This window comes from Gracilibacillus caseinilyticus (genome assembly GCF_022919115.1).
Taxonomy (GTDB): domain Bacteria; phylum Bacillota; class Bacilli; order Bacillales; family Amphibacillaceae; genus Gracilibacillus; species Gracilibacillus caseinilyticus.
On sequence record NZ_CP095072.1, the window covers coordinates 4,013,463 to 4,036,395 of the forward strand.

The 22,933-nt window shown below is 36.1% G+C and carries 25 protein-coding genes; 8 read left to right on the forward strand and 17 right to left on the reverse strand.

Annotation, left to right across the window (positions count from 1 at the left end; genetic code table 11):
• Nucleotides 1-20: 20 nt before the first annotated feature.
• The 9 genes from sufU to MUN88_RS19365 form a co-directional block, all read right to left on the reverse strand.
• Complete coding sequence (gene sufU, locus MUN88_RS19325) at nucleotides 21-464, reverse strand: Fe-S cluster assembly sulfur transfer protein SufU (protein ID WP_244718302.1); 444 nt, start codon at nucleotides 462-464, stop codon at nucleotides 21-23.
• Nucleotides 454-1,674 carry a cysteine desulfurase gene (locus MUN88_RS19330; protein ID WP_244718305.1) on the reverse strand — a complete coding sequence of 407 codons (1,221 nt, stop codon included), beginning with the start codon at nucleotides 1,672-1,674 and terminating at the stop codon, nucleotides 454-456. Before MUN88_RS19330 ends, sufU begins: the two co-directional genes overlap by 11 nt.
• On the reverse strand, nucleotides 1,674-2,981 hold the full coding sequence (gene sufD, locus MUN88_RS19335; RefSeq protein WP_244718308.1) for a Fe-S cluster assembly protein SufD: 1,308 nt from the start codon (nucleotides 2,979-2,981) through the stop codon (nucleotides 1,674-1,676). Before sufD ends, MUN88_RS19330 begins: the two co-directional genes overlap by 1 nt.
• Nucleotides 2,982-2,995: 14 nt before the next feature.
• A complete protein-coding gene (gene sufC / locus MUN88_RS19340; RefSeq protein ID WP_244718310.1) occupies nucleotides 2,996-3,781 on the reverse strand; it encodes a Fe-S cluster assembly ATPase SufC in 786 nt (261 codons plus the stop codon).
• A gap of 700 nt (nucleotides 3,782-4,481) precedes the next feature.
• Nucleotides 4,482-4,634 carry a YuzK family famiily protein gene (locus MUN88_RS19345; protein WP_244718313.1) on the reverse strand — a complete coding sequence of 51 codons (153 nt, stop codon included), beginning with the start codon at nucleotides 4,632-4,634 and terminating at the stop codon, nucleotides 4,482-4,484.
• 204 nt (nucleotides 4,635-4,838) lie between these two features.
• The gene (locus MUN88_RS19350) at nucleotides 4,839-5,165 is read right to left on the reverse strand and encodes a thioredoxin family protein (protein WP_244718316.1); all 327 of its coding nucleotides are present in this window, start codon (nucleotides 5,163-5,165) and stop codon (nucleotides 4,839-4,841) included.
• A gap of 12 nt (nucleotides 5,166-5,177) precedes the next feature.
• Nucleotides 5,178-5,537: a toprim domain-containing protein gene (locus MUN88_RS19355; protein ID WP_369809904.1), complete on the reverse strand. Its 360-nt coding sequence runs from the start codon at nucleotides 5,535-5,537 to the stop codon at nucleotides 5,178-5,180.
• A gap of 254 nt (nucleotides 5,538-5,791) precedes the next feature.
• A complete protein-coding gene (gene gcvH / locus MUN88_RS19360) occupies nucleotides 5,792-6,175 on the reverse strand; it encodes a glycine cleavage system protein GcvH (RefSeq protein WP_244718322.1) in 384 nt (127 codons plus the stop codon).
• Between the two features lie 26 nt (nucleotides 6,176-6,201).
• On the reverse strand, nucleotides 6,202-6,558 hold the full coding sequence (locus tag MUN88_RS19365) for an arsenate reductase family protein (protein ID WP_244718325.1): 357 nt from the start codon (nucleotides 6,556-6,558) through the stop codon (nucleotides 6,202-6,204).
• A gap of 176 nt (nucleotides 6,559-6,734) precedes the next feature.
• Here MUN88_RS19365 and MUN88_RS19370 point away from each other — a divergent pair, with 176 nt between their 5' ends.
• The 4 genes from MUN88_RS19370 (at nucleotide 6,735) to MUN88_RS19385 (ending at nucleotide 10,728) form a co-directional block, all read left to right on the forward strand.
• On the forward strand, nucleotides 6,735-7,487 hold the full coding sequence (locus tag MUN88_RS19370; protein WP_244718329.1) for a metal ABC transporter ATP-binding protein: 753 nt from the start codon (nucleotides 6,735-6,737) through the stop codon (nucleotides 7,485-7,487).
• Nucleotides 7,488-7,500: 13 nt separating this feature from the next.
• Entirely contained in the window at nucleotides 7,501-8,373 is an 873-nt protein-coding gene (locus tag MUN88_RS19375; RefSeq protein ID WP_244718332.1) for a metal ABC transporter permease, read from the forward strand.
• Nucleotides 8,370-8,777 carry a Fur family transcriptional regulator gene (locus MUN88_RS19380; protein WP_244718334.1) on the forward strand — a complete coding sequence of 136 codons (408 nt, stop codon included), beginning with the start codon at nucleotides 8,370-8,372 and terminating at the stop codon, nucleotides 8,775-8,777. Before MUN88_RS19375 ends, MUN88_RS19380 begins: the two co-directional genes overlap by 4 nt.
• 805 nt (nucleotides 8,778-9,582) lie before the next feature.
• Nucleotides 9,583-10,728: a glycosyltransferase family 4 protein gene (locus MUN88_RS19385; protein ID WP_244718336.1), complete on the forward strand. Its 1,146-nt coding sequence runs from the start codon at nucleotides 9,583-9,585 to the stop codon at nucleotides 10,726-10,728.
• 14 nt (nucleotides 10,729-10,742) lie between these two features.
• Here the strand turns inward: MUN88_RS19385 and MUN88_RS19390 are convergent, their stop codons facing one another.
• On the reverse strand, nucleotides 10,743-11,900 hold the full coding sequence (locus MUN88_RS19390) for an acyl-CoA dehydrogenase family protein (RefSeq protein ID WP_244718338.1): 1,158 nt from the start codon (nucleotides 11,898-11,900) through the stop codon (nucleotides 10,743-10,745).
• Nucleotides 11,901-12,131: 231 nt separating this feature from the next.
• Between MUN88_RS19390 and MUN88_RS19395 the strand changes: the two genes are divergently transcribed.
• The 4 genes from MUN88_RS19395 to MUN88_RS19410 are packed head-to-tail and all read left to right on the forward strand — an operon-like array spanning nucleotide 12,132 to nucleotide 16,425.
• The gene (locus MUN88_RS19395) at nucleotides 12,132-13,559 is read left to right on the forward strand and encodes a spore germination protein (RefSeq protein WP_369810005.1); all 1,428 of its coding nucleotides are present in this window, start codon (nucleotides 12,132-12,134) and stop codon (nucleotides 13,557-13,559) included.
• A 7-nt stretch (nucleotides 13,560-13,566) separates the two neighbouring features.
• A complete protein-coding gene (locus MUN88_RS19400) occupies nucleotides 13,567-14,670 on the forward strand; it encodes a GerAB/ArcD/ProY family transporter (protein WP_244718342.1) in 1,104 nt (367 codons plus the stop codon).
• Nucleotides 14,657-15,739 (forward strand): Ger(x)C family spore germination protein, encoded by a 1,083-nt coding sequence (locus MUN88_RS19405; protein ID WP_244718344.1) that lies wholly within the window; start codon nucleotides 14,657-14,659, stop codon nucleotides 15,737-15,739. The genes MUN88_RS19400 and MUN88_RS19405 overlap by 14 nt, the downstream gene beginning before the upstream one ends.
• Nucleotides 15,740-15,795: 56 nt before the next feature.
• On the forward strand, nucleotides 15,796-16,425 hold the full coding sequence (locus MUN88_RS19410) for a YczE/YyaS/YitT family protein (protein ID WP_244718346.1): 630 nt from the start codon (nucleotides 15,796-15,798) through the stop codon (nucleotides 16,423-16,425).
• A 79-nt stretch (nucleotides 16,426-16,504) separates the two neighbouring features.
• On the opposite strand, the gene MUN88_RS19415 is transcribed toward MUN88_RS19410, so the two are convergent.
• The 7 genes from MUN88_RS19415 to MUN88_RS19445 all read right to left on the reverse strand — a co-directional run bounded on the left by MUN88_RS19415 (nucleotide 16,505) and on the right by MUN88_RS19445 (nucleotide 22,721).
• A complete protein-coding gene (locus tag MUN88_RS19415) occupies nucleotides 16,505-16,861 on the reverse strand; it encodes a response regulator (RefSeq protein WP_305852480.1) in 357 nt (118 codons plus the stop codon).
• Nucleotides 16,862-16,891: 30 nt separating this feature from the next.
• Complete coding sequence (locus MUN88_RS19420; protein ID WP_244718349.1) at nucleotides 16,892-17,359, reverse strand: chemotaxis protein CheW; 468 nt, start codon at nucleotides 17,357-17,359, stop codon at nucleotides 16,892-16,894.
• Nucleotides 17,360-17,378: 19 nt separating this feature from the next.
• Nucleotides 17,379-17,846, reverse strand: a complete 468-nt coding sequence (locus MUN88_RS19425) for a chemotaxis protein CheX (protein WP_244718352.1) — start codon at nucleotides 17,844-17,846, stop codon at nucleotides 17,379-17,381.
• 809 nt (nucleotides 17,847-18,655) lie between these two features.
• On the reverse strand, nucleotides 18,656-19,726 hold the full coding sequence (locus MUN88_RS19430) for a siderophore ABC transporter substrate-binding protein (RefSeq protein WP_244718355.1): 1,071 nt from the start codon (nucleotides 19,724-19,726) through the stop codon (nucleotides 18,656-18,658).
• A gap of 331 nt (nucleotides 19,727-20,057) precedes the next feature.
• Nucleotides 20,058-20,825 (reverse strand): iron ABC transporter ATP-binding protein, encoded by a 768-nt coding sequence (locus MUN88_RS19435; RefSeq protein ID WP_244718357.1) that lies wholly within the window; start codon nucleotides 20,823-20,825, stop codon nucleotides 20,058-20,060.
• Nucleotides 20,825-21,778 (reverse strand): iron chelate uptake ABC transporter family permease subunit, encoded by a 954-nt coding sequence (locus tag MUN88_RS19440; RefSeq protein WP_244718359.1) that lies wholly within the window; start codon nucleotides 21,776-21,778, stop codon nucleotides 20,825-20,827. Before MUN88_RS19440 ends, MUN88_RS19435 begins: the two co-directional genes overlap by 1 nt.
• A complete protein-coding gene (locus MUN88_RS19445; RefSeq protein ID WP_244718361.1) occupies nucleotides 21,765-22,721 on the reverse strand; it encodes an ABC transporter permease in 957 nt (318 codons plus the stop codon). Before MUN88_RS19445 ends, MUN88_RS19440 begins: the two co-directional genes overlap by 14 nt.
• Nucleotides 22,722-22,933: the final 212 nt, after the last annotated feature.

Here is a 22,933-nt window from a genome sequence, read left to right on the forward strand (position 1 = left end):
CCTATTTTAGGATTTCTAACTTACTGTTCTTCATCAGCGTCAACTGCTTTTTCCATCGCCTTCCACGCCAACGTTGCACATTTTATTCTGGCTGGGAATTTAGTTACACCTTGTAGTGCTTCGATATCTCCCAGGTCGAATTCCACATCTTCCACATCTTCCCCTAACATCATCTTCGAGAAGATGGTTGACATTTTTAACGCATCTTCCTTTTTCTTCCCTTTGATCGCTTGTGTCATCATTGAAGCAGATGACATACTGATGGAACAACCTTCCCCTTCAAATTTTGCATCTGTAACGATGTCATCTTCGATTTGAAGGTGCAATTCAATGCGATCACCGCATGTAGGATTGTTCATATCTATTGTAACAGATTCCTGCTCCAAAGTTCCACGGTTGCGAGGGTTTTTGTAATGATCCATAATTACTTGTCTGTACAATGTATCCAAATTATCAAAAGACATCGCCGAAATACTCCTTCGCTCGCTGAATTCCTTCTGCTAACCGGTCAATATCACTTTCATCATTATATAAATAGAAACTCGCTCTAGCTGTTGCTGTAGCATTTAACCATTTCATTAAAGGCTGTGCACAATGGTGACCAGCACGCACGGCAATTCCTTCCGCATCAAGCACAGTAGCTGTATCATGAGGGTGAACATCTTCTATATTGAACGTTACCAAGCCTGCTCGGTGCTCTGGCCCATAAATATTAATTCCTTCTATTTGGGACAATTTGTTCTGAGCATAGCTGGCAATTTGCTGCTCATGCTCGATGATGTTATCCATACCCACTTCGCTTAGGAAATCGATAGCTGCCCCTAAACCGATAGCACCAGCAATAATAGGTGTACCACCTTCAAATTTCCAAGGTAACTCTTTCCACGTTGAATCATATAAATCAACGAAATCGATCATTTCCCCACCAAATTCTACTGGTTCCATCTTCTCTAACAATGCTTTTTTACCATAAAGGACTCCGACTCCGGTTGGTGCACACATTTTATGACCAGAAAATGCATAGAAATCACAATCGAGTTCTTGCATATCCACCTGCATGTGTGGCACGCCCTGTGCACCATCCACTACAATGATAGCACCGTTCTCGTGTGCAATTTGTGCTATATCTTTGATCGGGTTGATCGTACCAAGTACATTTGACACTTGCGTCACAGCTACCATCTTTGTTTTGTCTGTCACTGTAGCACGAACAGCCTCCAAAGTGATGGTTCCGTCAGCTTCCATTGGAATATATTTTAACTTGGCACCGGTATATTTGGCTGCCTGTTGCCATGGAATAATATTACTATGATGTTCCATTTGCGTTAAGACTATCTCATCATCTTCTTTAAGAAAATGACGAGCATATCCGTAAGCAACCATGTTTAACGAGGTAGTGGTTCCACGTGTAAAGATAACTTCTTGTGTAGAACCGGCATTGATAAAGTTTTTGACTTTTTCTCTTGCCCCTTCGTATTGATCTGTCGCTCTCGTTCCAAGCGTATGAACACCACGGTGAACATTAGAATTATGCTGACGATAATAAGCCTCTAATGATTGAATCACCGGTAACGGCTTTTGCGACGTAGCGGCAGAATCTAAATACACAAGTGGATGACCATTTACTTCTTGATTTAAAATTGGAAACTGCTCACGAATAGCTTGAACATCCATTAATATACTTTCCTTTCAATTACCTCTGTTAATTGTTCACGTACCGCTGTAATCGGAATTTCTTTTACAACTGGTGCCAAGAAACCATGAATAATTAAACGCTCTGCTTCTTGTTGTGAAATACCGCGACTCATTAGATAATACAATTGAACCGGGTCAACGCGTCCTACAGATGCTGCGTGACCAGCTGTTACATCATCTTCATCAATGAGAAGAATTGGGTTGGCATCTCCACGAGCATCTTTACTTAGCATTAATACACGAGATTCTTGCTCAGCATTAGCTTTAGTAGCACCATATTCAATTTTTCCGATACCATTGAAAATAGTAGAAGCTTTTTCCTTCATTACACCGTGCTGTAAAATTAAACCTTCACTTTGCTTACCGAAGTTTACAATCTTAGCAGTGTAATTTTGTGCTTGTGTACCACGTCCAACAGAAACTGTCTTGGCATATGAATAGGAATTATCTCCAATTAGATGTGTAATATTTTCTGATACTGTATTACCATCATTCATTTGTCCAAGGTTCCATTCGATTTTCGCATCACGGTAAGCAATTCCACGACGATTGACGTAAACAGTAGTTCCTGCAGCAAAATTATCAACAGAACCAAAGTTGATATTTGCATTATCATGTGCAATAACTTCTGTTACGATATTTGCTACTGCATGCTCTTCTTTATTTTGGGAAATATAATTCTCTACATATGTTAAAGAGCTGTTTGCTTCTGCAACAACAATAACATGATTAAATGTCCCAGCATTTAGATCTTCTTGCCAGAAAACGGCTTGAAGCGGCTCTTCGACTTGTACGTTTTTCGGTACATACACAAACAAGCCACCATTCATTAACGCGGTATGCAATGCTGTAAGCTTGTGTTCATCAATTTGTACCGCATCTTTCATATAGTAACGTTGTACAAGGTCGCTGTGTTCTTTCAATGCTGTTTGAATATCCGTTAAAATAACACCTTTGTCTTCAAGATCAGCTGTTAATGTTTTATAAGCAACGGATTGGTTACGCTGAATCACTAAATTCTGATTTTGGTTTTCCACATCAAGAAATACTTGAATGTCTTCAGGTAATTCATCAAGTGATGAAATCGCGTCACCATTTACATCATGTTTATAATCTTCAAAGTTCCAGCGCTTAATACTTGTTTTATCAGGTTTAGGCATTTCTAAACCTTCTGCTAAATCAAGTGCCTGTAAACGCAAGTTTTTCATCCATTCTGGTTCATTTCTATTTTCTGAGAATGACCGGACATAGTCCTGATCATATGGCAGTTTAGTTTCCACAGTCATACGATACCTCCTACTTACGCGTTTTGTCCTACAGTTTCATCTTCGATACCTAATTCTTGCTTAATCCAGTCATAACCTTCTGCTTCTAGACGTTGAGCTAATTCAGGTCCACCAGATTTCACAACGCGTCCTTGCATCATTACATGAACTTTATCTGGCGTAATGTAGTCTAATAGACGTTGATAGTGAGTGATGATTAAGCAACCGAAGTCTTCACTACGCAATTTGTTGATTCCTTTAGATACAACTTTCAACGCATCGATATCAAGACCAGAATCAATTTCGTCTAGGATGGCAATTTGAGGCTGAATCATCATTAATTGAAGAATTTCATTACGTTTCTTCTCACCGCCTGAGAAACCTTCATTTAAATAACGTTGTGCCATGTTTTTATCCATTTCAAGATAATCCATTGCTCCGTCCATTTCTTTAATGAATTTCATTAAGGAAATTTCATCACCTTCTTCACGCTGTGCATTGATAGAAGAACGTAAGAAGTCAGAAGTTGTTACACCACTGATTTCACTTGGGTATTGCATTGCTAGGAATAGACCAGCTTTTGCACGCTCATCTACTTCCATTTCTAAAACATCTTCTCCATCAAGAATAATTTGACCTTGTGTTACCTCATATTTCGGGTGACCCATGATAGCTGAAGCCAATGTAGACTTACCTGTACCGTTTGGACCCATTACTGCATGAAATTCCCCACCAGTGATTGTAAGGTTAACACCTTTTAATATTTCCTGACCTTCAATTTCAACATGAAGATCCTTAATTTCTAGAGTAGAACTTGCCATAACTACATACCTCCAAAACTTATAAATGTTATTGATATGAAGTGGAATTAAATTCATTCTCACTTTATTCTCATTATAATCTTATACTATTTCGAATCTATAATCAACCTTTTCACTACATATTAAAATGACTGACCTTTTCCCTACCGTCTGTTATTATACCACATATAAGCGGATATTATCGATTCATGTATTTTTTTAGAAAAAGGAATGCTATAATACGTAAAACTCAACAAAACAGATTTCTAATTATTTGGGTATCCTTTATAAGAAAACGTGGCCACATTCCTATTTACTAACAGTTATTCTAAACTTTCTATAATCATAAGAAAAACTTGGCTAAACACACCGGACTCTTACTAACTTAAGTTTAAACAACTACCTATAATACCTATTATGCCAACTAGCTTGAGTGGTAATTTTGAGAACTTTAAAGTGCTATGATACCGTTCCGGCCAATCATTTCCGAAGCTTTGCTAAACATATACAATATGTCAAAATCACCAAATTGTAATACCTCTTTATTTTACATAATCCGTCTTATAAGCACTCTTACTTTTACTTTCCAATCCGCATTACGATTCCCTTCTGTAAAAATTGCACACTTTCTTTTCATATAAGAAAAAAACAACTGCGCGCATGCAGCTGTTTTTTTATGTCTATTTTCATTTATTCATTTTTGCCTCTAACGCACTTTTACTTATCTGTGCACTTGTCGTTCAATATCTTTTACAACATTCAAGCTTTTCTTATAACTGCTTTCTCTTCGCTTTTCTACATTCAACATTTTAGAAAGCTTACGACCGTATTCTGCATAGCCTACACCATGAGACTGGTGCATTGCCTTTTCCATTTCGGGTGTATACTGTAGATTTGCTAGTTGGTCACTAATAATGAACCCATCCTTTCTTTATTTGGACAGTTAATATTGTAACATTTTCTCACAGTGTAACCAACAAGCAAATAACGCTATTTACTTTTACACAGCATCTCGTACTCTTATCTCTCACAAACAAATTACCAATGATATTCAATTTGTCGTTTTTGCTAACTTTTATTAAGAAATGCTCTGTTTTTGCTTCCAACCATCGATTACACCATGTAATTTTGTAACAGATTCGAAGGCATACAACTGATCTATAACTTGACCATCCTGAATGAATAACAAAGCAGGTACACTATGAATTCTGTTTGACTCCATGAATGCCGGAAAGAAAGAAGCGTTCATACGATAATATTCAACAGATGAATCTGTTTGTTCCATTATCGTGATCATTTTTTCAGCTAACTGACATGTTGCACAAAAAGGTGTATGCACAAACATAACGAAGGATTGCTTTTCTTGCAAAATCTCAGCAAAGTTTTCGGTTGTCATTTCCATCATGTCGATCACCTTCTATAAAAAATTGGGATTAATTCTAATATGAGAGGATACAAGCGCGACAGCCAGCTCCGATTCAGGAGTTGCTGCTACTTCGCGATAGGATTTATCAATATTAATATGGATAGCATGTGGTAATTCTTTCGATAATTGCTTTCTTAGCTTTTTTCCTGCGTTATCCTCGTCCACTAAAATAAACACATCTCGATGATCCATATCAAACATTTCGATTAAATCTTCCAATCGTTCTACGTTTATCGTCCCATTGGTGCAGACGATTTCTACGTCTTCGTTCACCACTTTCAATACTTTCTCTTTATCTGTTCTACCCTCCACAATGATTACTTTTATATCTTGTCTTGTCAAATGGCTCACCTACTTCATCAAAGTTCAAATATAAATGACACCCTGTTAATTTATCTTATGGATATATGTTAATATCTTATGACAAACTAGCCAATCTTGCGCAAATAAAATTTGGATTTATTTAACATGAACAAAAAATAAAGCTTTATTAATAAATAATTTAAGTGAATCATCGGGAATTATTCCATCTTTTTATCATTATAGCTCTTTCTCAGTTATTTCCGGCTAAAAAGATAGCATTCGCTTATCGCGAATGCTACTTCTTACACTTCGTTAATCAACTGGTGATAATCTTCATCAGTTAATAATTGATTCAAATCAGCTGAATCGGCTGGTTCAACGACAATCATCCAAGCTTTCTCATACGGAGACTCATTGACTAATTCCGGACTATCCTCTAAATTGTTATTTACTTCAACTACTTTACCTGAAACAGGCGCATACAGCTCAGAAACCGTCTTAACTGATTCTGCACTTCCAAACGGCTGATCTAATTTAATCTCATCGCCAACTTCCGGGAGCTCAATAAAGACAATATCTCCTAATTCATCCTGAGCATGATCGGTAATACCGATACGCACGTTATTGGCTTCTTTTTTCACCCATTCGTGCTCTTTTGAGTATAAATAGTCTTTTGGTAATGTCATTTCAGATTCCTCCTATTAATGTATGTTTACTTCCATGTATTTTCAAAAGTTTCTTGTTTAAAACCTACCGTTGCCTGGTTACCATCATATGTTAGCGGCCGTTTAATTAACATACCGTCAGAAGCTAAATAAGCAAGCATGTCCTCTTCTGTTGCATCTTTTAATTTATCTTTTAAGCCTAGTTCACGATACTTTTTTCCACTGGTATTAAATAATTTCTTATACGGCAACCCGCTTGCTTCGATAATTCCCTTTAATTCTAACTCAGTCGGTGGCTGATCGACAATATGTATGGATTCATAATTGATTTCATGATTGTCCAACCATTTTTTTGCTTTTTGACATGTGCCACATTTAGGATACCAGTAAAATTTCAACGTCATGTTAATTCCTCCCATTATTCGTTGCTATTATTTTAACGAAAACAGGTATTAAAAACAAATGATCTAATTTCAACATGTATTTTCCATATTGTGAAATACTATATAGGAACAAACATTTTACAAAACGTAATGATTACGATATAATTAGTAAAGATTTTTGAGCGAAGGTGATAATTATGAACAAGACGATTGTAGAGATGAGCGATGTCAGTTTCTACTATGGAGATCGGCAAGCACTGTCTCACATCGATTTTTCCATTCAACAAGGTGACTTTATCGGACTGATAGGACCAAATGGCGGTGGGAAAACCACTTTAATTAAATTACTGTTAGGGCTAGTCAAACCTACAAATGGCAAGATCGAATTATTTGATCAGCCAATTCGTAAATTTAAAGAGAAAAATAAAATTGGCTATGTATCGCAAAAAGCAAACAGTTTCAACCGGGGCTTCCCCGCTACCGTTGAAGAAGTCGTAACAGCGGGGCTGACGTCAAAGCTCGGATACTTCAAACGACCAACTGCTTACGATCACGAAAAGGTATTTCAAGCTGTTGATAAAGTTGGTATGTCGAGCTATTTCAAAGAAAATATCGGCAACCTGTCTGGCGGGCAGCAACAGCGCGTCTTTATCGCACGTGCCCTTGTCAGCGATCCCCAGCTATTAATATTAGATGAGCCAACTGTCGGTGTAGACGCAGAAAATGCAGATAAATTCTTTGACTTGTTACATGAATTAAATCAGCAGCAAATTTCTTTATTACTGGTTACTCATGATATTGGAACGATGACACATCACGCCTCTAAGATAGCCTGTTTGAACAAATCACTGCATTTCCATGGAAATCCGAATGAGTTTAACAACATGTCAAAAGATCAATTATCTGATTTCTACGGACATCCGCTACATGTAGTCACACACGAGCATTAATGGAGGAAATGGTATGCTAGCGAATTTATTAGAATATGAGTTTTTAAGAAATACATTTTTGACCGGTATTATTATAGGTATAATCGCACCTTTACTTGGAGCTTTTATCGTGGTAAGAAGATTATCGTTGATAGCTGATGCCCTGTCCCATGTGACACTTGCCGGCATTGCTTTCGGACTATTTTTAGAAAAAAAGACAGGTGCTATGCTGATTACACCTTTCTATTCTGGTTTAGGCTTTTCTGTACTTGGATCTATTATTGTAGAACGACTGCGCCGTGTCTATACGGCTTTCCAGGAGTTAGCGATCCCTATCATACTGTCTGGCGGAGTCGGTTTAAGTGTCATCTTTATATCTTTGGCGAACGGATTCAACACTGATTTATACAATTATTTATTTGGGTCGGTTTCAGCCGTAAGCAGGCAAGATTTATATATGATTATCGGAATAGCGATAATTGTATGTACAGTGATTTACTTTTTATATAAAGAATTGTTTCTCTTGTCATTTGATGAAGAGCAAGCAGTTGTCACAGGTATTCACGCTAAACGAATTCATTTTATCTTTATTGTATTAACAGCCTTGGTTATTGCTGCATCCATTCGGATCGTCGGTGTGTTACTGGTCTCCTCTCTTATGACCTTACCAGTAGCATCTAGCATTCGTATTGCAAAAGGATTTAAACAAACGATCATTTATGCGATAATATACGGAGAAGCAGCGGTTATTTTTGGTTTGGTAGCCGGTTATTATTTAGAAATTCCACCAGGCGGAACCATTGTCATGCTGCTTATTCTGTTCTTAATTGCAACGATGCTGATTAAAAATGTGATAGCTAAAGTGAAAAGCCGCAAGCATCGGATCAAAAACGGGGTGATCGAATGAATACCAGTGAAGCATTAACGATTTTGAAAGAGAAAGGTTACAAATATACGGATAAACGAAAACATATGATTGATTTTTTCGAAAAAGAGAATCGCTACCGGACAGCAAAAGACTTATTGGAAAACATGGAGCCGAATTACGTAGGAATCAGTTTTGATACCATTTACCGAAATCTCCATCTGTTTGATCAATTAGAGATTTTAGAATCTACTGAACTCAATGGCGAAAAGCATTTCCGGCTTAAATGTGACCATCATCACCATCACCACTTTATTTGCAAAAAGTGTGGTGTAACCAAGGAAATACACCAATGTCCAATGGATCAGTTATCCGAAGAATTAAAACAATATATGATTGACGATCACAAATTCGAAATTTACGGGTTTTGCCCAACTTGTCAATGAAAGTACACTTCCAATTAAATAAAAGCTAAAGAACAAAGTATATAATGAACTAACTAAAATACGGATTATGAAAATAGAACTGTATTATAATGTGTCTATTTTGAAAAATTTTTGTGCCCTAACTATGCTCCGGAAATATGCCCCTCTTCCTGTGGGGGCACGGCTTTAGATAGGATACTACTTGGTTGCTGCCTTGTGCCGAGGAAGCTCACTTTGAAGCGATACTTGTAGTCACAGGCAAAGCCAAAATGGATCCTCAGCTCTCATATTTCCTACGCTTAAGGAAGTGCTACAACGCGTACGGAAAAGCTAACTAGGCATTATGTTATTACTTCAAGTGCTGTTACTTATGGATGCGCTCAATATGCTAGCTCTTATAAAAGTTGTAGAATACCTATCCTAGCGTAGTCCAAACACGTAGACTCCCGCAATTGCGCAGGTGCTGAAGCGAAGTGGTTGGACGGAGCAATATCCCAGCACATTAACAATTTCAAAATTACCACTAAGTTGACATAATCCGTATTATATTTACTTTCACTTCTATTTTCCCAAACTCAAGCGAAAATTTTAGTATTTCGGCTTGAGGTAATTATATACTTTCCTTTTGAAACAGGATCGGGTGTGTGCCCGGTTCTGTTTTGTTATATATACGCAAGCTCCACAAAAACCCTTCTCCTGTTTATCGTCCACGTTATAAATCTCGTGTGTAATTTTTTATTTACAAATATTTTACATATAACTGTTGTTCTTTACAACTTTTCGACATATGTTTGTAGTAAGCAAGTGATTTAAGGGGGGAGACAATTTGAAAATTGCGATCTTTACAGATACTTTCCTGCCTGATGTAAATGGTGTGGCCAAAACATTAGGACGATTAACCAAGTATCTTGACAAGAGTCATCATTCGTATATTGTTATTTCACCTAAACTTACCAGAAAAGAAATAAACGCTGGTCAAATTTACCGTCAATCCAGCTTTCCTTTTCCGCTCTATAAGGATTGTCGTATTTCTGTCCCAAATACCATTCACCTGAAAGAAATTATCAAAAAATTTCAACCGGATATTATTCATGTAGCCACACCCTTCTCGATCGGATTGGCCGGATTACACCTCGCAAAAAAATATGACATACCAGTTGTTGGTTCCTATCACACTGATTTTGATCACTATTTAAAATATTATCATCTCACACTTTTATCAAAGGCATTATGGCGTTATATGGAATGGTTCCATCAGCCCTTACTGCGAATTTTTGTACCTTCAGCGGTTACAAGGGACCAATTGCAGCAAAAAGGATTTCAACGATTACAAATATGGCAGCGTGGCGTTGATATGAATGTCTTTCACCCTAGTTATGAACGCTCTGTTATCCGTCAAAAATATCAAATAAAACAAAAATATATCCTGAGCTATGTAGGGAGATTAGCGCCTGAGAAAAATGTAGAATTGTTACCTAAAATTGCAGAACAACTGCCACCTAAATTGAGAAAAGATATTCATTGGTTAATTGTTGGTGATGGCCCTTCAAAGGCTGAACTAACGAATACCTGGCAACACCAAGTAACCTATACAGGCTTTTTACCACAAAAAGAAGTAGCTCAAATTGTTGCTACAAGTGACTTATTTATTTTCCCTTCCGAAACAGAAACATTCGGAAATGTTGTGCTAGAAGCTTTAGCAACAGGTACTCCTGTTGTGGCAGCGAACGCTGGTGGCGTGAAAAATATTATTCAGGAAGGTTTTACAGGAAAATTATGTAATAGCAATTATATTAATTCTTATACTGATTCGATTCGATCGATTTTAGAAGACGCTGAATGGCGGCAACAATTAGAACAGAATGCCATCCGCTATGCGCAAAAGCAAAAATGGGAAGATCGCTTTGAGGAATTATTACACAGTTATCACCAAATTGTAGAAGAAATAAAAACAAAGCAAAAGCATGCTTAATAGCATGCTTTTGTTTAAGAAAATGCATTTTTCGCAAGTAATGAGAGAACCATATCATCCATTGGCGGGTTATGAAGCCCAGCACGTACATCACGATAATATTGCTCAAATGGCATGTTTTTTGATAAACCTCGACCGCCTGCAATTCTCATCACCAGATCAACAATTTCATTCGCACTGTTTGTCGCTACTAATTTCACAGCCCCAAGTTCTTTCATAAGCTGTGACCTCTTATCGGGATTTTGATCCCATTTCTCTGCAACACTATACATAAAATAACGAGCTTGTAACAGTTTCAGGTCTATCTCTCCTACTTTATTTCTCACATGCTCCACTTCTGAAATTGGAGTATTTAGACTGTTAGGCTGGAAGTTTTTCGCAAATTTTATAATATCATTTCGCGCTGCAATAGCTATACCTAAATAACAAGCAGGAATATGTAAAAGCCAACCTTTTGGACCTGGCTTTTTAGGTTTATCGCTTAGTTCCACCAAATTTGCTTTTGGCACACGAACATGATTTAGTATTAAATCATGACTGCCAGTTCCTCTCATCCCTAAAGTATCCCACGTTTTTTCTACATAAATGCCCTCAGTTTCCCTAGGGATTAATAATGAACCGACTGCATCCTTTTCTTTCACATGTGCTGTTACAATGTAGTAATCTAATACTTCTGCCATGGTTGTAAAGCTTTTCCGTCCATCAATCACATACTCATTACCATCTAACACAGCCTTTGTCTCAGGTATGCCTCCACGTGTGGGGCTTCCTGTCGCTGGCTCTGTTGCACACCGATTAATCAATATTTGCTTTCCCGCTATTTCTTTCGCAATTTGTGCAAACATAGATGGCTTCCATAGATTTTCTTCACTGAGTTCTTTGACTACTCCTAAGTGCCAACCAACCGATAACGCTGTTGCGCCATCCCCTTCTGCTAATTTCTCTTGAACTAATAACATTTCATATAAAGACAGAGCTTCTCCACCATATTGCTCTGGTAATGTTAAAGATAAGTATTTTTCTTTTCGCAATGCATCAAGATTCTCAACAGGTAAACTTGCCAACTGGTCAGCTTGTTGCCTACTTTCCTTCAATTTTTCTGCCAATTGGGCAGCTTTTTGATACAGTTGTTCCTGACGATCAGTTTGAATAAAGTTATTGGACAAGTTCATGCAGTCCCTCCTTCTACGGCTATTTACTATTGATCATAGCGAACTAACACTAAAATTTCCAACAATCTACTCATTCTAAAGTGGATTTATAATATGTATATTTCATGTTCATAACCACATACTAACATTAATTATTCGCATGAAAGGAAGTTTCTATTGATTCGCAAAAGATTAAACTCATCCGCAAAGAAATCACAATCATCAGAAGAAACTAAAACCTTTCATCAATTAATGCAAGTCATGCACAAAAGTGATGATTTTTTTGAATTTCATTTAGGAAACATGAAAAATATATCGATTTACTATTTTGAGTCTTTAACGAATACAGAAAAAATTGAAGCAAATTTGTTGGATACGTTAAAAGATGCTGAGATTCAGGATATTGATGTTTTAAAAAATATAGTGCCGTTTACACAATCTTACGTGACCTCTGATATCCGACAAATTGAAGAGAAGCTTCTAGTAGGATTTATTGCACTTTGTTTAAATGATAATACACAAGAGATTTTACTTATTCCATCCAAATTTAATACAGACCGGCAGATATCTCAACCAGAAATCGAGTTTAGTGTAATTGGTCCAAAGCTAGCTTTTATTGAGGACATGCAAACGAATATTAGTTTAATAAGAAAAAGAGTTAGTCTGCCCCAGCTTCACGTAAAAAAGTTAAACGCTGGAAAGATTACGAAGACAGATGTAGCAATCATTTATATAGACGGAATTGCAAATCAGACGAATATCGATACAATTATTCAGCGCATTACCGACATTGAATATGACCAAATTATTGACAGCTCATTTATCAGTCAAATGATTTCTGATAATTCTCAATCACCTTTTCCACAATTTATGGATACGGAACGACCAGATCGTGTGAGCAGTGCGTTGGTTGAAGGAAAAATTGCTATTGTTTGTGAAGGATCTCCTCATGTGCTGATTGCTCCTACCACTTTAGTAGAATTTTTTGCTGCTTATGAGGATTATTTCTTATCATGGCATATTGCTACTGCATTTCGACTTATTCGCCTTTTTGCCGTTATTTTCTCAGTGCTTGTAACACCAATGTACGTGGCAGTCTTAACCTATCACTATCACATTATACCTGGTGATTTACTAGGGACACTAATTTCGTCTAGAAAAGACATTCCTTTTCCACCAATTATTGAAGTATTAATTTTAGAATTAACTATTGAGCTTTTAAGAGAGGCAGGGGCACGACTCCCTACAAAGATCGGTCAAACAATTGGTATTGTTGGTGGTATCGTTATTGGAACAGCAGCTGTTGAAGCAGGACTAACGAGTAATGTACTTCTCATTGTTGTTGCGTTGGCCGCACTTGCTTCCTTTACTACTCCTATTTATCGTATTGGTAATACCATTCGTTTAATTCGTTTCCCCTTTATCTTCTTTGCACAACTTTGGGGAATGATAGGTGTTGTTATTGGTATTATGTTTTTCGTTACCCATCTGCTAAGATTAACCTCTCTTGGAAGACCATTCCTTGAACCCATCTATCCATTCAGGTGGAAGGATTTTAAAGACACGATTATTCGTTTACCTTTTGATGTACAAGGAAAAAGACCTATATTAAGTGGAGCAAAAGATAAAAACCGTATTAATACATCACGCACATTGAAGAAGCATGATAAACGAAAGTAGGGAAAGTATGAAAGACTTTAAACCTGATATTACTCAAATGGTATCACCTTTTTTACTCATATTTATCATTCATGCTACCCAATTAGGAGAAGGGATATTAAGTTTTGAAAGGCAGATTGCAGAGGTAGCAGGCTATGATAGTTGGATGAGTATTCCTATCACTGCTGTGTTAACTTCTATTGTAATTGTGATGATATGGAAAATAATTGGTGATGAGTCTGTTGATTTGATCGATATACATCAAACAACATTCGGAAAAATAATAGGAAATATTCTTTCGTTTACTTTTTGTGTTTACTTTCTTGCTATTTCCATTATCGTTATCCGCTCATATATTGAGATTATTCAAATTTGGTTCTTTCCAGATATTTCGATCACTTTGTTCTTAATAGTGCTGTTTTTATTATTCCTTTACATTTGTTTAGGTGGGTTTCGTATTGTAGTAGGATTTGCTTTTTTTAGTATATTTGTAACAGCTTTTTTAGCGATATTTAAATATCAAGCTTTCATTGATGGACATTTCACAAACCTATTACCTGTATTTATTCATCCATTAACAGATATATTAAAAGCTGTTGAGCCAATGTCGTTTAGTTTTTTGGGAATTGAGCTTATTTTAATCTATGCTCCATTTATCCATCGTTTTCAATCCGGATTAAAATGGGCATTATCGGGTAACCTGCTAACTTCGTTTGTTTACCTTTTCTCTGCGATAGCAATATTTATGTATTATAATGAATTACAGATCCAATATGTGTCCTGGCCAACTCTTCATTTGTGGAAAGTGATCAGCATTGCGTTTATCGAGCGATTTGAGTTCATTGGAATCAGCTTACACTTTATCGCGATTATTGCTACTTGTGCTATTTATTTTTGGGCAGGGGTTCAATGTTTTCACCGGCTAACCAATTTGTCATTTAGTGGCATCGGCATTGCAGCTACAATTTTGGGTATTTCAAGCGTCTTTTATATTAAAAATTTTCTCATTATTGAAAAAGCAACCACACTCATTTCAAAAGTAGGCGTATATTTAATGTTTGTTTATATTCCCTTGTTATTTATCATCCATAAGATAGTGGCAGGAGTGAGAAAAAAATATGCTAAAAGCTAAAAAAACAACCATGCTGTTCCTTTGTTGCATGTTAATGACCGGCTGTGTGAAGACCAAAGTCATTGATGATGTAGAATTAATTATGACGATGGGCTATGATTGGAATTCAAATACACAAAATTATAAAGGTACTGCCGTTGCTCCTTTGTACGGAAGCAGTGAACAAGCAAATATGCGTGATAATATACGATATTCCGGCAGTGCCGAGACATTTCAGGATATTAATGCGATGATTCAGACAAAAGCACCTTTTCGAGTGGAGGTCGGAAACTTATTAAGCGTAATTTTTGGAGAAGAACTTGCAAAGCAAGGGATTCAGGATATCGTGATGGGAATAAGTGAGGATCCAGCAATCGGGAGAAACTTATATCTTGCCATTGCTGATGGTACTGCAGAGGAGATGTTAAATCAGGAATATAAATTGGAGCATACATTACCTAGATTTCTTGAACAGTTAATCGATACGAATACACAATCGATGATACCCAAGATGAATCTTCATCAATTTAATTATCGCCTAGTTGGCGAAGGTATGGATCCATTTCTGCCCATTTTAAAAGCAAGCACACCTTCGATTGATATTGTTGGTATTGGATTTTTAAAAGGGGATAAATTAGTACACCGAATTAATTATGATCAGTTTTTTATATTTCATATGTTATACAAGGATACCAAAGGCAGCGCATATGAATTTGATCAAGAGACTACAGAAAATTCAATTGCTATAAAATCCATCCGTTCCAACAGAAAGGTAACCTGGAAATCCAAAGATCATGTAGAGATTAGAGAGGATATTATCGGCATTCTAGTAGAATCTGATAAAATGGGTATGAAAACGTTTAAAGAAAAAAGAAAACTAGAAAAAAATATATCTGAACACTTAGAAAAACAAGGAGATAAATTAGCGGCAACATTTCAAAAGTTAGAAATTGATCCACTGATGATCGGAGCATCTGCAAGATCACATTTTAGAAATTGGAATCTTGAAGAATGGGAAAAAAGTTACCCTGACATAAAAATCACAACAAAAGTAAAATTCAACCTAGAAATTCATAATATTTCGAGATAATATTTCCTTCTATTTTGTTTTCTGTTATAGTGAATGATGCTAGGGAGGAGGGATTTATGCTACAAGTTGTACGTTCTTTTTTTATTTATCTTTTAGGTATAACGGTATTAACATTAGGTATATCCTTAACTATTCAATCTCATTTAGGAACTTCACCATTTGATGCTTTACTCGTTGGATTGTTTCGAACATTTGGATTATCCGTCGGCAGCTGGGAAATAGTTTTAGGCTTTACCTTTGTACTTATAAACGCAATCACACTTAAAACGAAGCCAGAATTCTCTGCTCTTCTAACCTCATTCATAACAGGAATTGGCATTGATTCATGGTTAATGATTCAGAACTCCTGGTTATCTCCTGATGGCGCAGTTGGACAATGGATATGTCTTGTATCAGGAATAGTATGTACTGGTATTGGAGTAGCTATCTATCTAGAATCAAGCTTTGCTCCTAACCCAATGGACCGCACAATGGTAATCCTTACAGATAAAACCGGATGGTCATTTACACGTTCTCGTGCATTGATCAGCATTATATTAGTAATCGTTGCCTTTTTCTTTAATGGTGCGATTGGTATTGGTACATTGCTAAATGCCTTATTTTCAGGACTGATTATTCAATCTGTAAAATCAGTTGCTATGGTCTCCGGACAAAAAAAATTAGCGGTAACAGTAAAAGCAGGATAACACAGCGGAAGGAAATTGTAGCTCTTTATAAGAAAAGTGATCATATTTGTCCAAAATATGATCACTTTTTTATGTAGTATTACAATAACTTTTCCAACGTCTCTTTCACTCTATCTTCTGTAAATGGTTTAACGATAAAATCCGAAGCACCTGCTTTTATCGCGTCTAAAACCATTTGTTGTTGTCCCATTGCGGAACACATGATAATCTTGGCATTTGCATCCTTTTCTTTAATTATTTTCGTTGCTTCTACACCGTTCATTTCCGGCATCGTAATATCCATCGATACAATTTCTGGCTTTAATTCCTCGTATAACTGAGCAGCTTCTTGCCCATTTGCTGCCTCACCAACTACTTCATGACCTAAATTCGTGAAGATATTTTTTAATTGCATGCGCATAAACGCAGCGTCGTCTACAATCAATACTTGAGCCAACTCAAATCCCTCCGTTATTTGACCAAAAATTTATTCTGCTGCTACATGTTGTACTTCTTCTAATTCATGTAAACTTAACACATGGTTTAAGTCTAATAACAACAACATGCCTCTATCCTCTAACTTTGCGACACCTTTCATGTATTGATAATCTACACTCTTGACAAGCTCAGGTGCATCCTCAATACTATCTGGGTGAATGTCAATAACATCAGTAGCTTCATCAACAATGAGTCCTAAACGAAAATCACGGACATTCGCAATTAAAATTCTGGTTTGTTCCGTTGGCGCAGCCTCTATCAATCCTAATCTTGTTCTTAAATCGACAATCGGAATGACACTTCCGCGCAAATTAATGATTCCTTTAATAAAATCAGAGGTTTGTGGCAAAGGTACGATCTCTTCAAACCTTTCAATGGAAATGATCTGCTCAATATTCGCCCCGTATTCCTGGTTGTTTAATTTAAAAATAATAGTCTTCGTCATTGTTTGTACCACGATTCCATCACCAACCTGTTTATTGATTTAATAACAGTGACATTTTCATATCACCGATACGCTTATAATGAATGGCTACTTCTAATACTCGCTTAAATCCTGTTAACCTTGCCTCTCCACTGATAATAGTGGGATGAGTAATGTCTGTTTCAATACCGGCGTCAGCTAAATGTGTAGACAGACCCCCTGCAAGCATATTGCCTAATTCACCGGAAAATGAATCGAGCATTTCTGCTGATAATTGCATGCCATACAACGCTTCGCCAATCGAGCTAAATACGGAATGGCTAGCCTGGATTAATAAATCACCTTTAAAGGTGCCGCTGTACCCGATAAGAACACCATACTCGACACTTAATGGATTTGTTGATATTTTAGGAGATTCGAATTCATGCTCAACAGGTACAACACTTTTAATCGACTTCACCGATCCATTATATAATTCTTTAATTATTTCGTTCACATTCACTTCCGTTGATGATGCCATTTTCATTTCTCCTATTCATAACTAGTAAAATATAATCAGTTCTTACTTCTCATAATACCTAATTGTATACCAAGTTACAACATCATCTCATTAGTTTCTAATATAAATGTGACTTTATGGTATAATTATATCATAAAAACAGGAAAATTAATAAGTATTTATACCTCATCAGAAATAACTTTTTCCGAATTATGATTACCTGTCAAATAAAATTGATAAATTTCAATATCGACCGATTCAATTTGCACCTATCATATAGATGGAAGATTGGCCTTTCCTCTTCTAAAACTACCTATAATATCGAATATGTAAAGTAGAACTTGGAACTGTTTAACAATGTGGTAATTTTGATAGGTTGTATATACGTAGCAAAGCTCCGGAAATATGCTTCAGTGAAGTGCTATACCGTTAGAAACAGCTAAAAGCAGCAAGTGCTAAGCAAAGTGTTATATACAAATAATATTTCACTATATCCATTCTCACACTTAAGTTGTAGAATCTGTACCATAGCGCAGGCCAACCATGTAGACTCGAGGTCACTGAAAAACTTATTATGGAAATTTATTCTCCCACTAATATAGCTATGCCCCACAGGACGCGAAGTGGTTGTCCGGAGCGGTCTCCCAGCACATGAATCATTTCAAAATTACATCTAAACTACTTTACATAATCCATATTATAAGAACCCCTACATCTTTTTTGTGAATGCTTGCTACTGCCATTCGACTTGATGATAGTAAAAATATAAAAACTACCGAAAAATCAGTGTTTGCTGACTTTTCGGTAGCTCTGCTCGTTAATTTATTGATTTACTCTAACTCAGCTACAATCTCTTCAATTTTTGCAAGTTCGGATTGTAAACCGCCACCACTCAAGTACCAAAGCGGTCCATCTAAATAAATAATATGATCATTTTTGTAAGCTGTAGTTTGTTTTATAATGTCATTTTCCATATCAGCCTCAATATTGGAATCCCCACCAATTGCTGCTGTACGGTCTATTACAAATAATACTTCCGGATCAAATTCCAAAATCGCTTCGAATCCAAAGTTCGAGCCATGTGAAGATGATTCAATATCTTCCGTTACCGGTTGGAAACCATGTACATCATAAACATAGCCAAAACGGGAATTAGTAGCGAAACCAGATAAGCTTCCTTCGTTATACATCGTTACTAAACTTGTCTCAAATTCACCTGCTAGCGTGTTGACCTCTTCTAAAGCTGAATCGTACTTAGCAAGATACTCTTCTGCTTCCGCTTCTTTACCAAAGATTTGCGTTGCAATATCTACAGATTCCATGAATGTATTCCAGTAATCATCTTGTTGAGTACCAACAAAGACAACATTAGGTGTAATTTCTTTTAATTGGTCATAGAATGCAGATTGACGACCAGAGATAAAAATGGCATCCGGCTCTAAAGCAGCTATATCTTCAAGTAAAGGCTCTTTTAATGTACCAATATTCGTATACTCATCTCCTGAGTAATCTTCAAGATGCTCAGGTAAAGTAGAACCTTTTGCAACACCGACAATACCTTCCACCCCAAGTGAATCTAAAGTGTCCAAGAAACCATAATCAAAAACGACAATTTTTTCTGGCATTGATTCGAACGTTACATCTTCAAAATTATATGTGGAGCTTCCATCTCTGCTTTCAGATGAAGAAACGGTAGATGAAACTGTCATTGGATATGTAGAACTAGCTTCGTCAGTTGATTCTTCTATAGACTCTTCTGAACTTTCGTTATTACCTTCTTCTGTTGATTGTTCTTCTTGATCCGCAGTTTCTCCACTAGCAGAATTATCTGCTCCTCCGCATGCTGCTAAAGCAAAGATTAGTGAAACTAATATAAAACTCAGAAATTTCCAATTTTTCATTTCCTGTATTCCCCCTACAATAATAATATATATCTCGTCGATAATGATAATCGTTATCATTGATAACAATTATCATTATATGCAAATGCTTTACCGTTGTCAATGATTAAGTGTAATATTTTTGAAATATTGTTGTAGATATTGTTTACACCTAATCGTTTTGCAGACTATTATGCCAGTTTTTTTATTGTGAGGGGGGGTTTGTGATCAATCGCTGACTTCAAATTCGCAAAAAGAATGTAACCTTTCTGTAAATTACTTCTTTGTAAAATAGTTTTATCAATAAACGCCTTAATTGCTTTGATTAAGGCATTTATTTCTTCATATATATTTATGACTGCGCATTAAAATATACACATATTCGGCAACCGTTCTGTTCCTGAACCGGAATATCCATATCGTAAATATCCCGGAGAGCTTCGGAGTTAATAATGTCGTTTGTCGGCCCGTTTTTCACTAATTTCCCATCCTTTAAAGCGACAATACGATCTGAATAAACGGATGCGAAATTAATATCATGTAACACAATCACAACTGTTTTACCTAGCTCATTAACAAGCCTGCGTAAAATTTTCATAATTTGCACAGAATGCTTCATATCCAGATTATTTAAAGGTTCATCCAATAAAATATAATCAGTATCTTGTGCAATTACCATTGCGATAAACGCACGTTGTCTCTGTCCTCCAGAAAGTTCATCAATAAATTGATCTTGCATATCATGTAAATTCATATAATCCATCGCTTGATCTACAAATTCTTCATCTTTTTCAGTTAGACGACCTTTCGAATATGGATAACGACCGAATGAAATTAGTTCACGGACAGTTAAACGGACATTTGTATGGTTCGATTGTTTTAAAATTGAAACTCGTTTTGCAAATTCGTTCGATTTCCATTTTTGTACATTTCCCTGATCCAGTAGGACTTCACCTGTATCTGCTTCTAATAATCGACTTACCATGGACAGCAATGTTGATTTACCTGCACCATTTGGACCTATAAATGATGTAATGGTACCTGGCTCAATCGTTACAGAAACGTCTTCGACTACATTTTTTTTACCAAAACGCTTCGTTAATTCCTTTATTTTTATCATTATGCAGCCCTGCTTTCTTTTAATAATAAGTAAATGAAGTAAATACCACCGATAAAGTTAATCATTACACTTAACGTGGTACGTAGTTCAAAAATATGTTCGACAAGGAATTGTCCTCCTACTAAAGCGATAATACTAATTAGACTTGCACCTAAAATTAAGATGGAATGTTTATATGTTATCAAATACTGATAAGACAGATTCGCGACAATTAATCCTAAGAATGTAATGGGACCAACTAAAGCGGTCGACGTTGCAATCAGTACAGAAGATAAAATTAAAATATTCATTACCATACGATCATAGTTAATTCCAAGGTTCATCGCATTTTCACGGCCTAGTGACATAACGTCCAGTTTATCCATAATTCGATAGCCATAAATAAACGTAATAATTAAAATAACAATAGAAATGTATAGCAATTCAGCTTTAACTTTTGTGAAACTCGCAAATAACATCGTTTGTAAGCTTAAATATTCAACTGGATCGATTAACACTTGCAAAAACGTTACAAAACTACCTAAAAGTGTCCCTAATATCATGCCGACTAATAATAATAGATAAATAGGATGCTTATCAGATCGGAATAGAAAACGATATAAAATAAGCGCAAATAAAACCATTGCAATAATTGCGGCTCCAAAATTCAAATATCGATTTACCACCCAGATCGACATGGAACCCGAAAAGAAATATATCAATGTTTGGACTACTTCATACATGGAATCCATTCCCATTATTGATGGAGTCAAAATACGGTTATGAGTTATGGTCTGGAACACAACGGTAGCATAAGAAATCGCTACTCCTGTCACAATCATCGCTGAAATTTTTATGACACGTTTGGGGAAAGCATAATCAAAGCCGCCTTTAATATCATAAAATGCATAAAAAAGTATCGAAATGATTGCCAGCACCAATAAAAAAATTAACTTCGCACTATTTTTTCGCATATACTCTCCCCCTAAGTAACATAATTAGGAAGATCGCACTTCCGATTACAGCAACGGTTACGTTTACAGGTATCTCATAAGGATGAATGATGATACGACCCATAATGTCACAAATTAATAGAAATACAATCCCAAGTACCATTGTATGGGGAATGGTTTTTCTTAGATTATCCCCCAGATAAAGAGAGACAATATTAGGGACAATTAGACCTAAGAATGGTATCATCCCGACAGTTAGTACGACGGATGTAGATATGATTGCAACTAGAACGAGCCCAATATTAAGCACGAACTTATAGCTTAATCCGATATTTTTGGCAAAATCCTCTCCCATTCCAGCAACTGTAAACTTGTTCGCATAAAGGTATGCCAATACAACTGCTGGTATACTGACATATAACAGTTCATAACGACCAGAAATAATTAATGTGAAACTCCCCATCAACCAAGATGAAATGTTTTGAAGAATATCTGCTTCATAACCAAAAAAAGTCGTTATCGATGATAAAATGTTTCCATACATTATCCCGATTAATGGTACAAAAATAACATCTTTAAATTTTATACGATCTAAAATTTGCATAAAAATAAATGTTCCTGCTAAAGCAAATGCAAAACTGAAAATAACTTGCTGTGTATATGTAACATTCGTTAAAAACAGCATGGAAATCATGATTCCTAATTTCGCCGCATCTAATGTTCCTGCAGTTGTAGGAGAAACAAATTTATTACGACTCAAACTTTGCATAATTAAACCCGCGATACTCATTCCTGCCCCTGCCATAATAATCGCCAACAACCGAGGTACTCTACTAACTAAAAAGATTTGAAACTTATCAGAATGAAAGTCTAGCAAATCACTTACTTTAATATCTATCGCACCTACAAAAAGCGAAATAAATGACAGGATAATGGCACAAATGATTAATATCCATAATCTCATGTGCATTCCTCATATCCTGTTATTTTTTGCATCTAATTGATAATGATCATCATTATTAACGCAATAAATTTAATTATAGCTTTAAGGTTAAATAATATCAAGTTCCTATTTGTCTTTATAAGGTACAATTAATCATCGTTTATAAATGTTAAGTATGATATGTACTTAACATATTGTTCGTATATAACGGTGTTATCGGCTATAATAACTAA

Bases quoted from the DNA above. Each gene is read 5' to 3' on its own strand.
- MUN88_RS19445 (WP_244718361.1), bottom strand. From the start codon at position 22,721: ATGAGATTATGGATATTAATCATTTGTGCCATTATCCTGTCATTTATT.
- MUN88_RS19395 (WP_369810005.1), top strand. From the start codon at position 12,132: ATGCAAGTCATGCACAAAAGTGATGATTTTTTTGAATTTCATTTAGGA.
- MUN88_RS19430 (WP_244718355.1), bottom strand. From the start codon at position 19,726: ATGAAAAATTGGAAATTTCTGAGTTTTATATTAGTTTCACTAATCTTT.
- MUN88_RS19390 (WP_244718338.1), bottom strand. From the start codon at position 11,900: ATGAACTTGTCCAATAACTTTATTCAAACTGATCGTCAGGAACAACTG.
- sufD (WP_244718308.1), bottom strand. From the start codon at position 2,981: ATGACTGTGGAAACTAAACTGCCATATGATCAGGACTATGTCCGGTCA.
- MUN88_RS19410 (WP_244718346.1), top strand. From the start codon at position 15,796: ATGCTACAAGTTGTACGTTCTTTTTTTATTTATCTTTTAGGTATAACG.
- MUN88_RS19330 (WP_244718305.1), bottom strand. From the start codon at position 1,674: ATGGATGTTCAAGCTATTCGTGAGCAGTTTCCAATTTTAAATCAAGAA.
- MUN88_RS19380 (WP_244718334.1), top strand. From the start codon at position 8,370: ATGAATACCAGTGAAGCATTAACGATTTTGAAAGAGAAAGGTTACAAA.
- MUN88_RS19400 (WP_244718342.1), top strand. From the start codon at position 13,567: ATGAAAGACTTTAAACCTGATATTACTCAAATGGTATCACCTTTTTTA.
- gcvH (WP_244718322.1), bottom strand. From the start codon at position 6,175: ATGACATTACCAAAAGACTATTTATACTCAAAAGAGCACGAATGGGTG.
- MUN88_RS19345 (WP_244718313.1), bottom strand. From the start codon at position 4,634: ATGGAAAAGGCAATGCACCAGTCTCATGGTGTAGGCTATGCAGAATAC.
- MUN88_RS19350 (WP_244718316.1), bottom strand. From the start codon at position 5,165: ATGATGGAAATGACAACCGAAAACTTTGCTGAGATTTTGCAAGAAAAG.
- MUN88_RS19375 (WP_244718332.1), top strand. From the start codon at position 7,501: ATGCTAGCGAATTTATTAGAATATGAGTTTTTAAGAAATACATTTTTG.
- MUN88_RS19405 (WP_244718344.1), top strand. From the start codon at position 14,657: ATGCTAAAAGCTAAAAAAACAACCATGCTGTTCCTTTGTTGCATGTTA.
- sufU (WP_244718302.1), bottom strand. From the start codon at position 464: ATGTCTTTTGATAATTTGGATACATTGTACAGACAAGTAATTATGGAT.
- MUN88_RS19440 (WP_244718359.1), bottom strand. From the start codon at position 21,778: ATGCGAAAAAATAGTGCGAAGTTAATTTTTTTATTGGTGCTGGCAATC.
- MUN88_RS19425 (WP_244718352.1), bottom strand. From the start codon at position 17,846: ATGGCATCATCAACGGAAGTGAATGTGAACGAAATAATTAAAGAATTA.
- MUN88_RS19365 (WP_244718325.1), bottom strand. From the start codon at position 6,558: ATGACGTTGAAATTTTACTGGTATCCTAAATGTGGCACATGTCAAAAA.
- MUN88_RS19435 (WP_244718357.1), bottom strand. From the start codon at position 20,825: ATGATAAAAATAAAGGAATTAACGAAGCGTTTTGGTAAAAAAAATGTA.
- MUN88_RS19370 (WP_244718329.1), top strand. From the start codon at position 6,735: ATGAACAAGACGATTGTAGAGATGAGCGATGTCAGTTTCTACTATGGA.
- sufC (WP_244718310.1), bottom strand. From the start codon at position 3,781: ATGGCAAGTTCTACTCTAGAAATTAAGGATCTTCATGTTGAAATTGAA.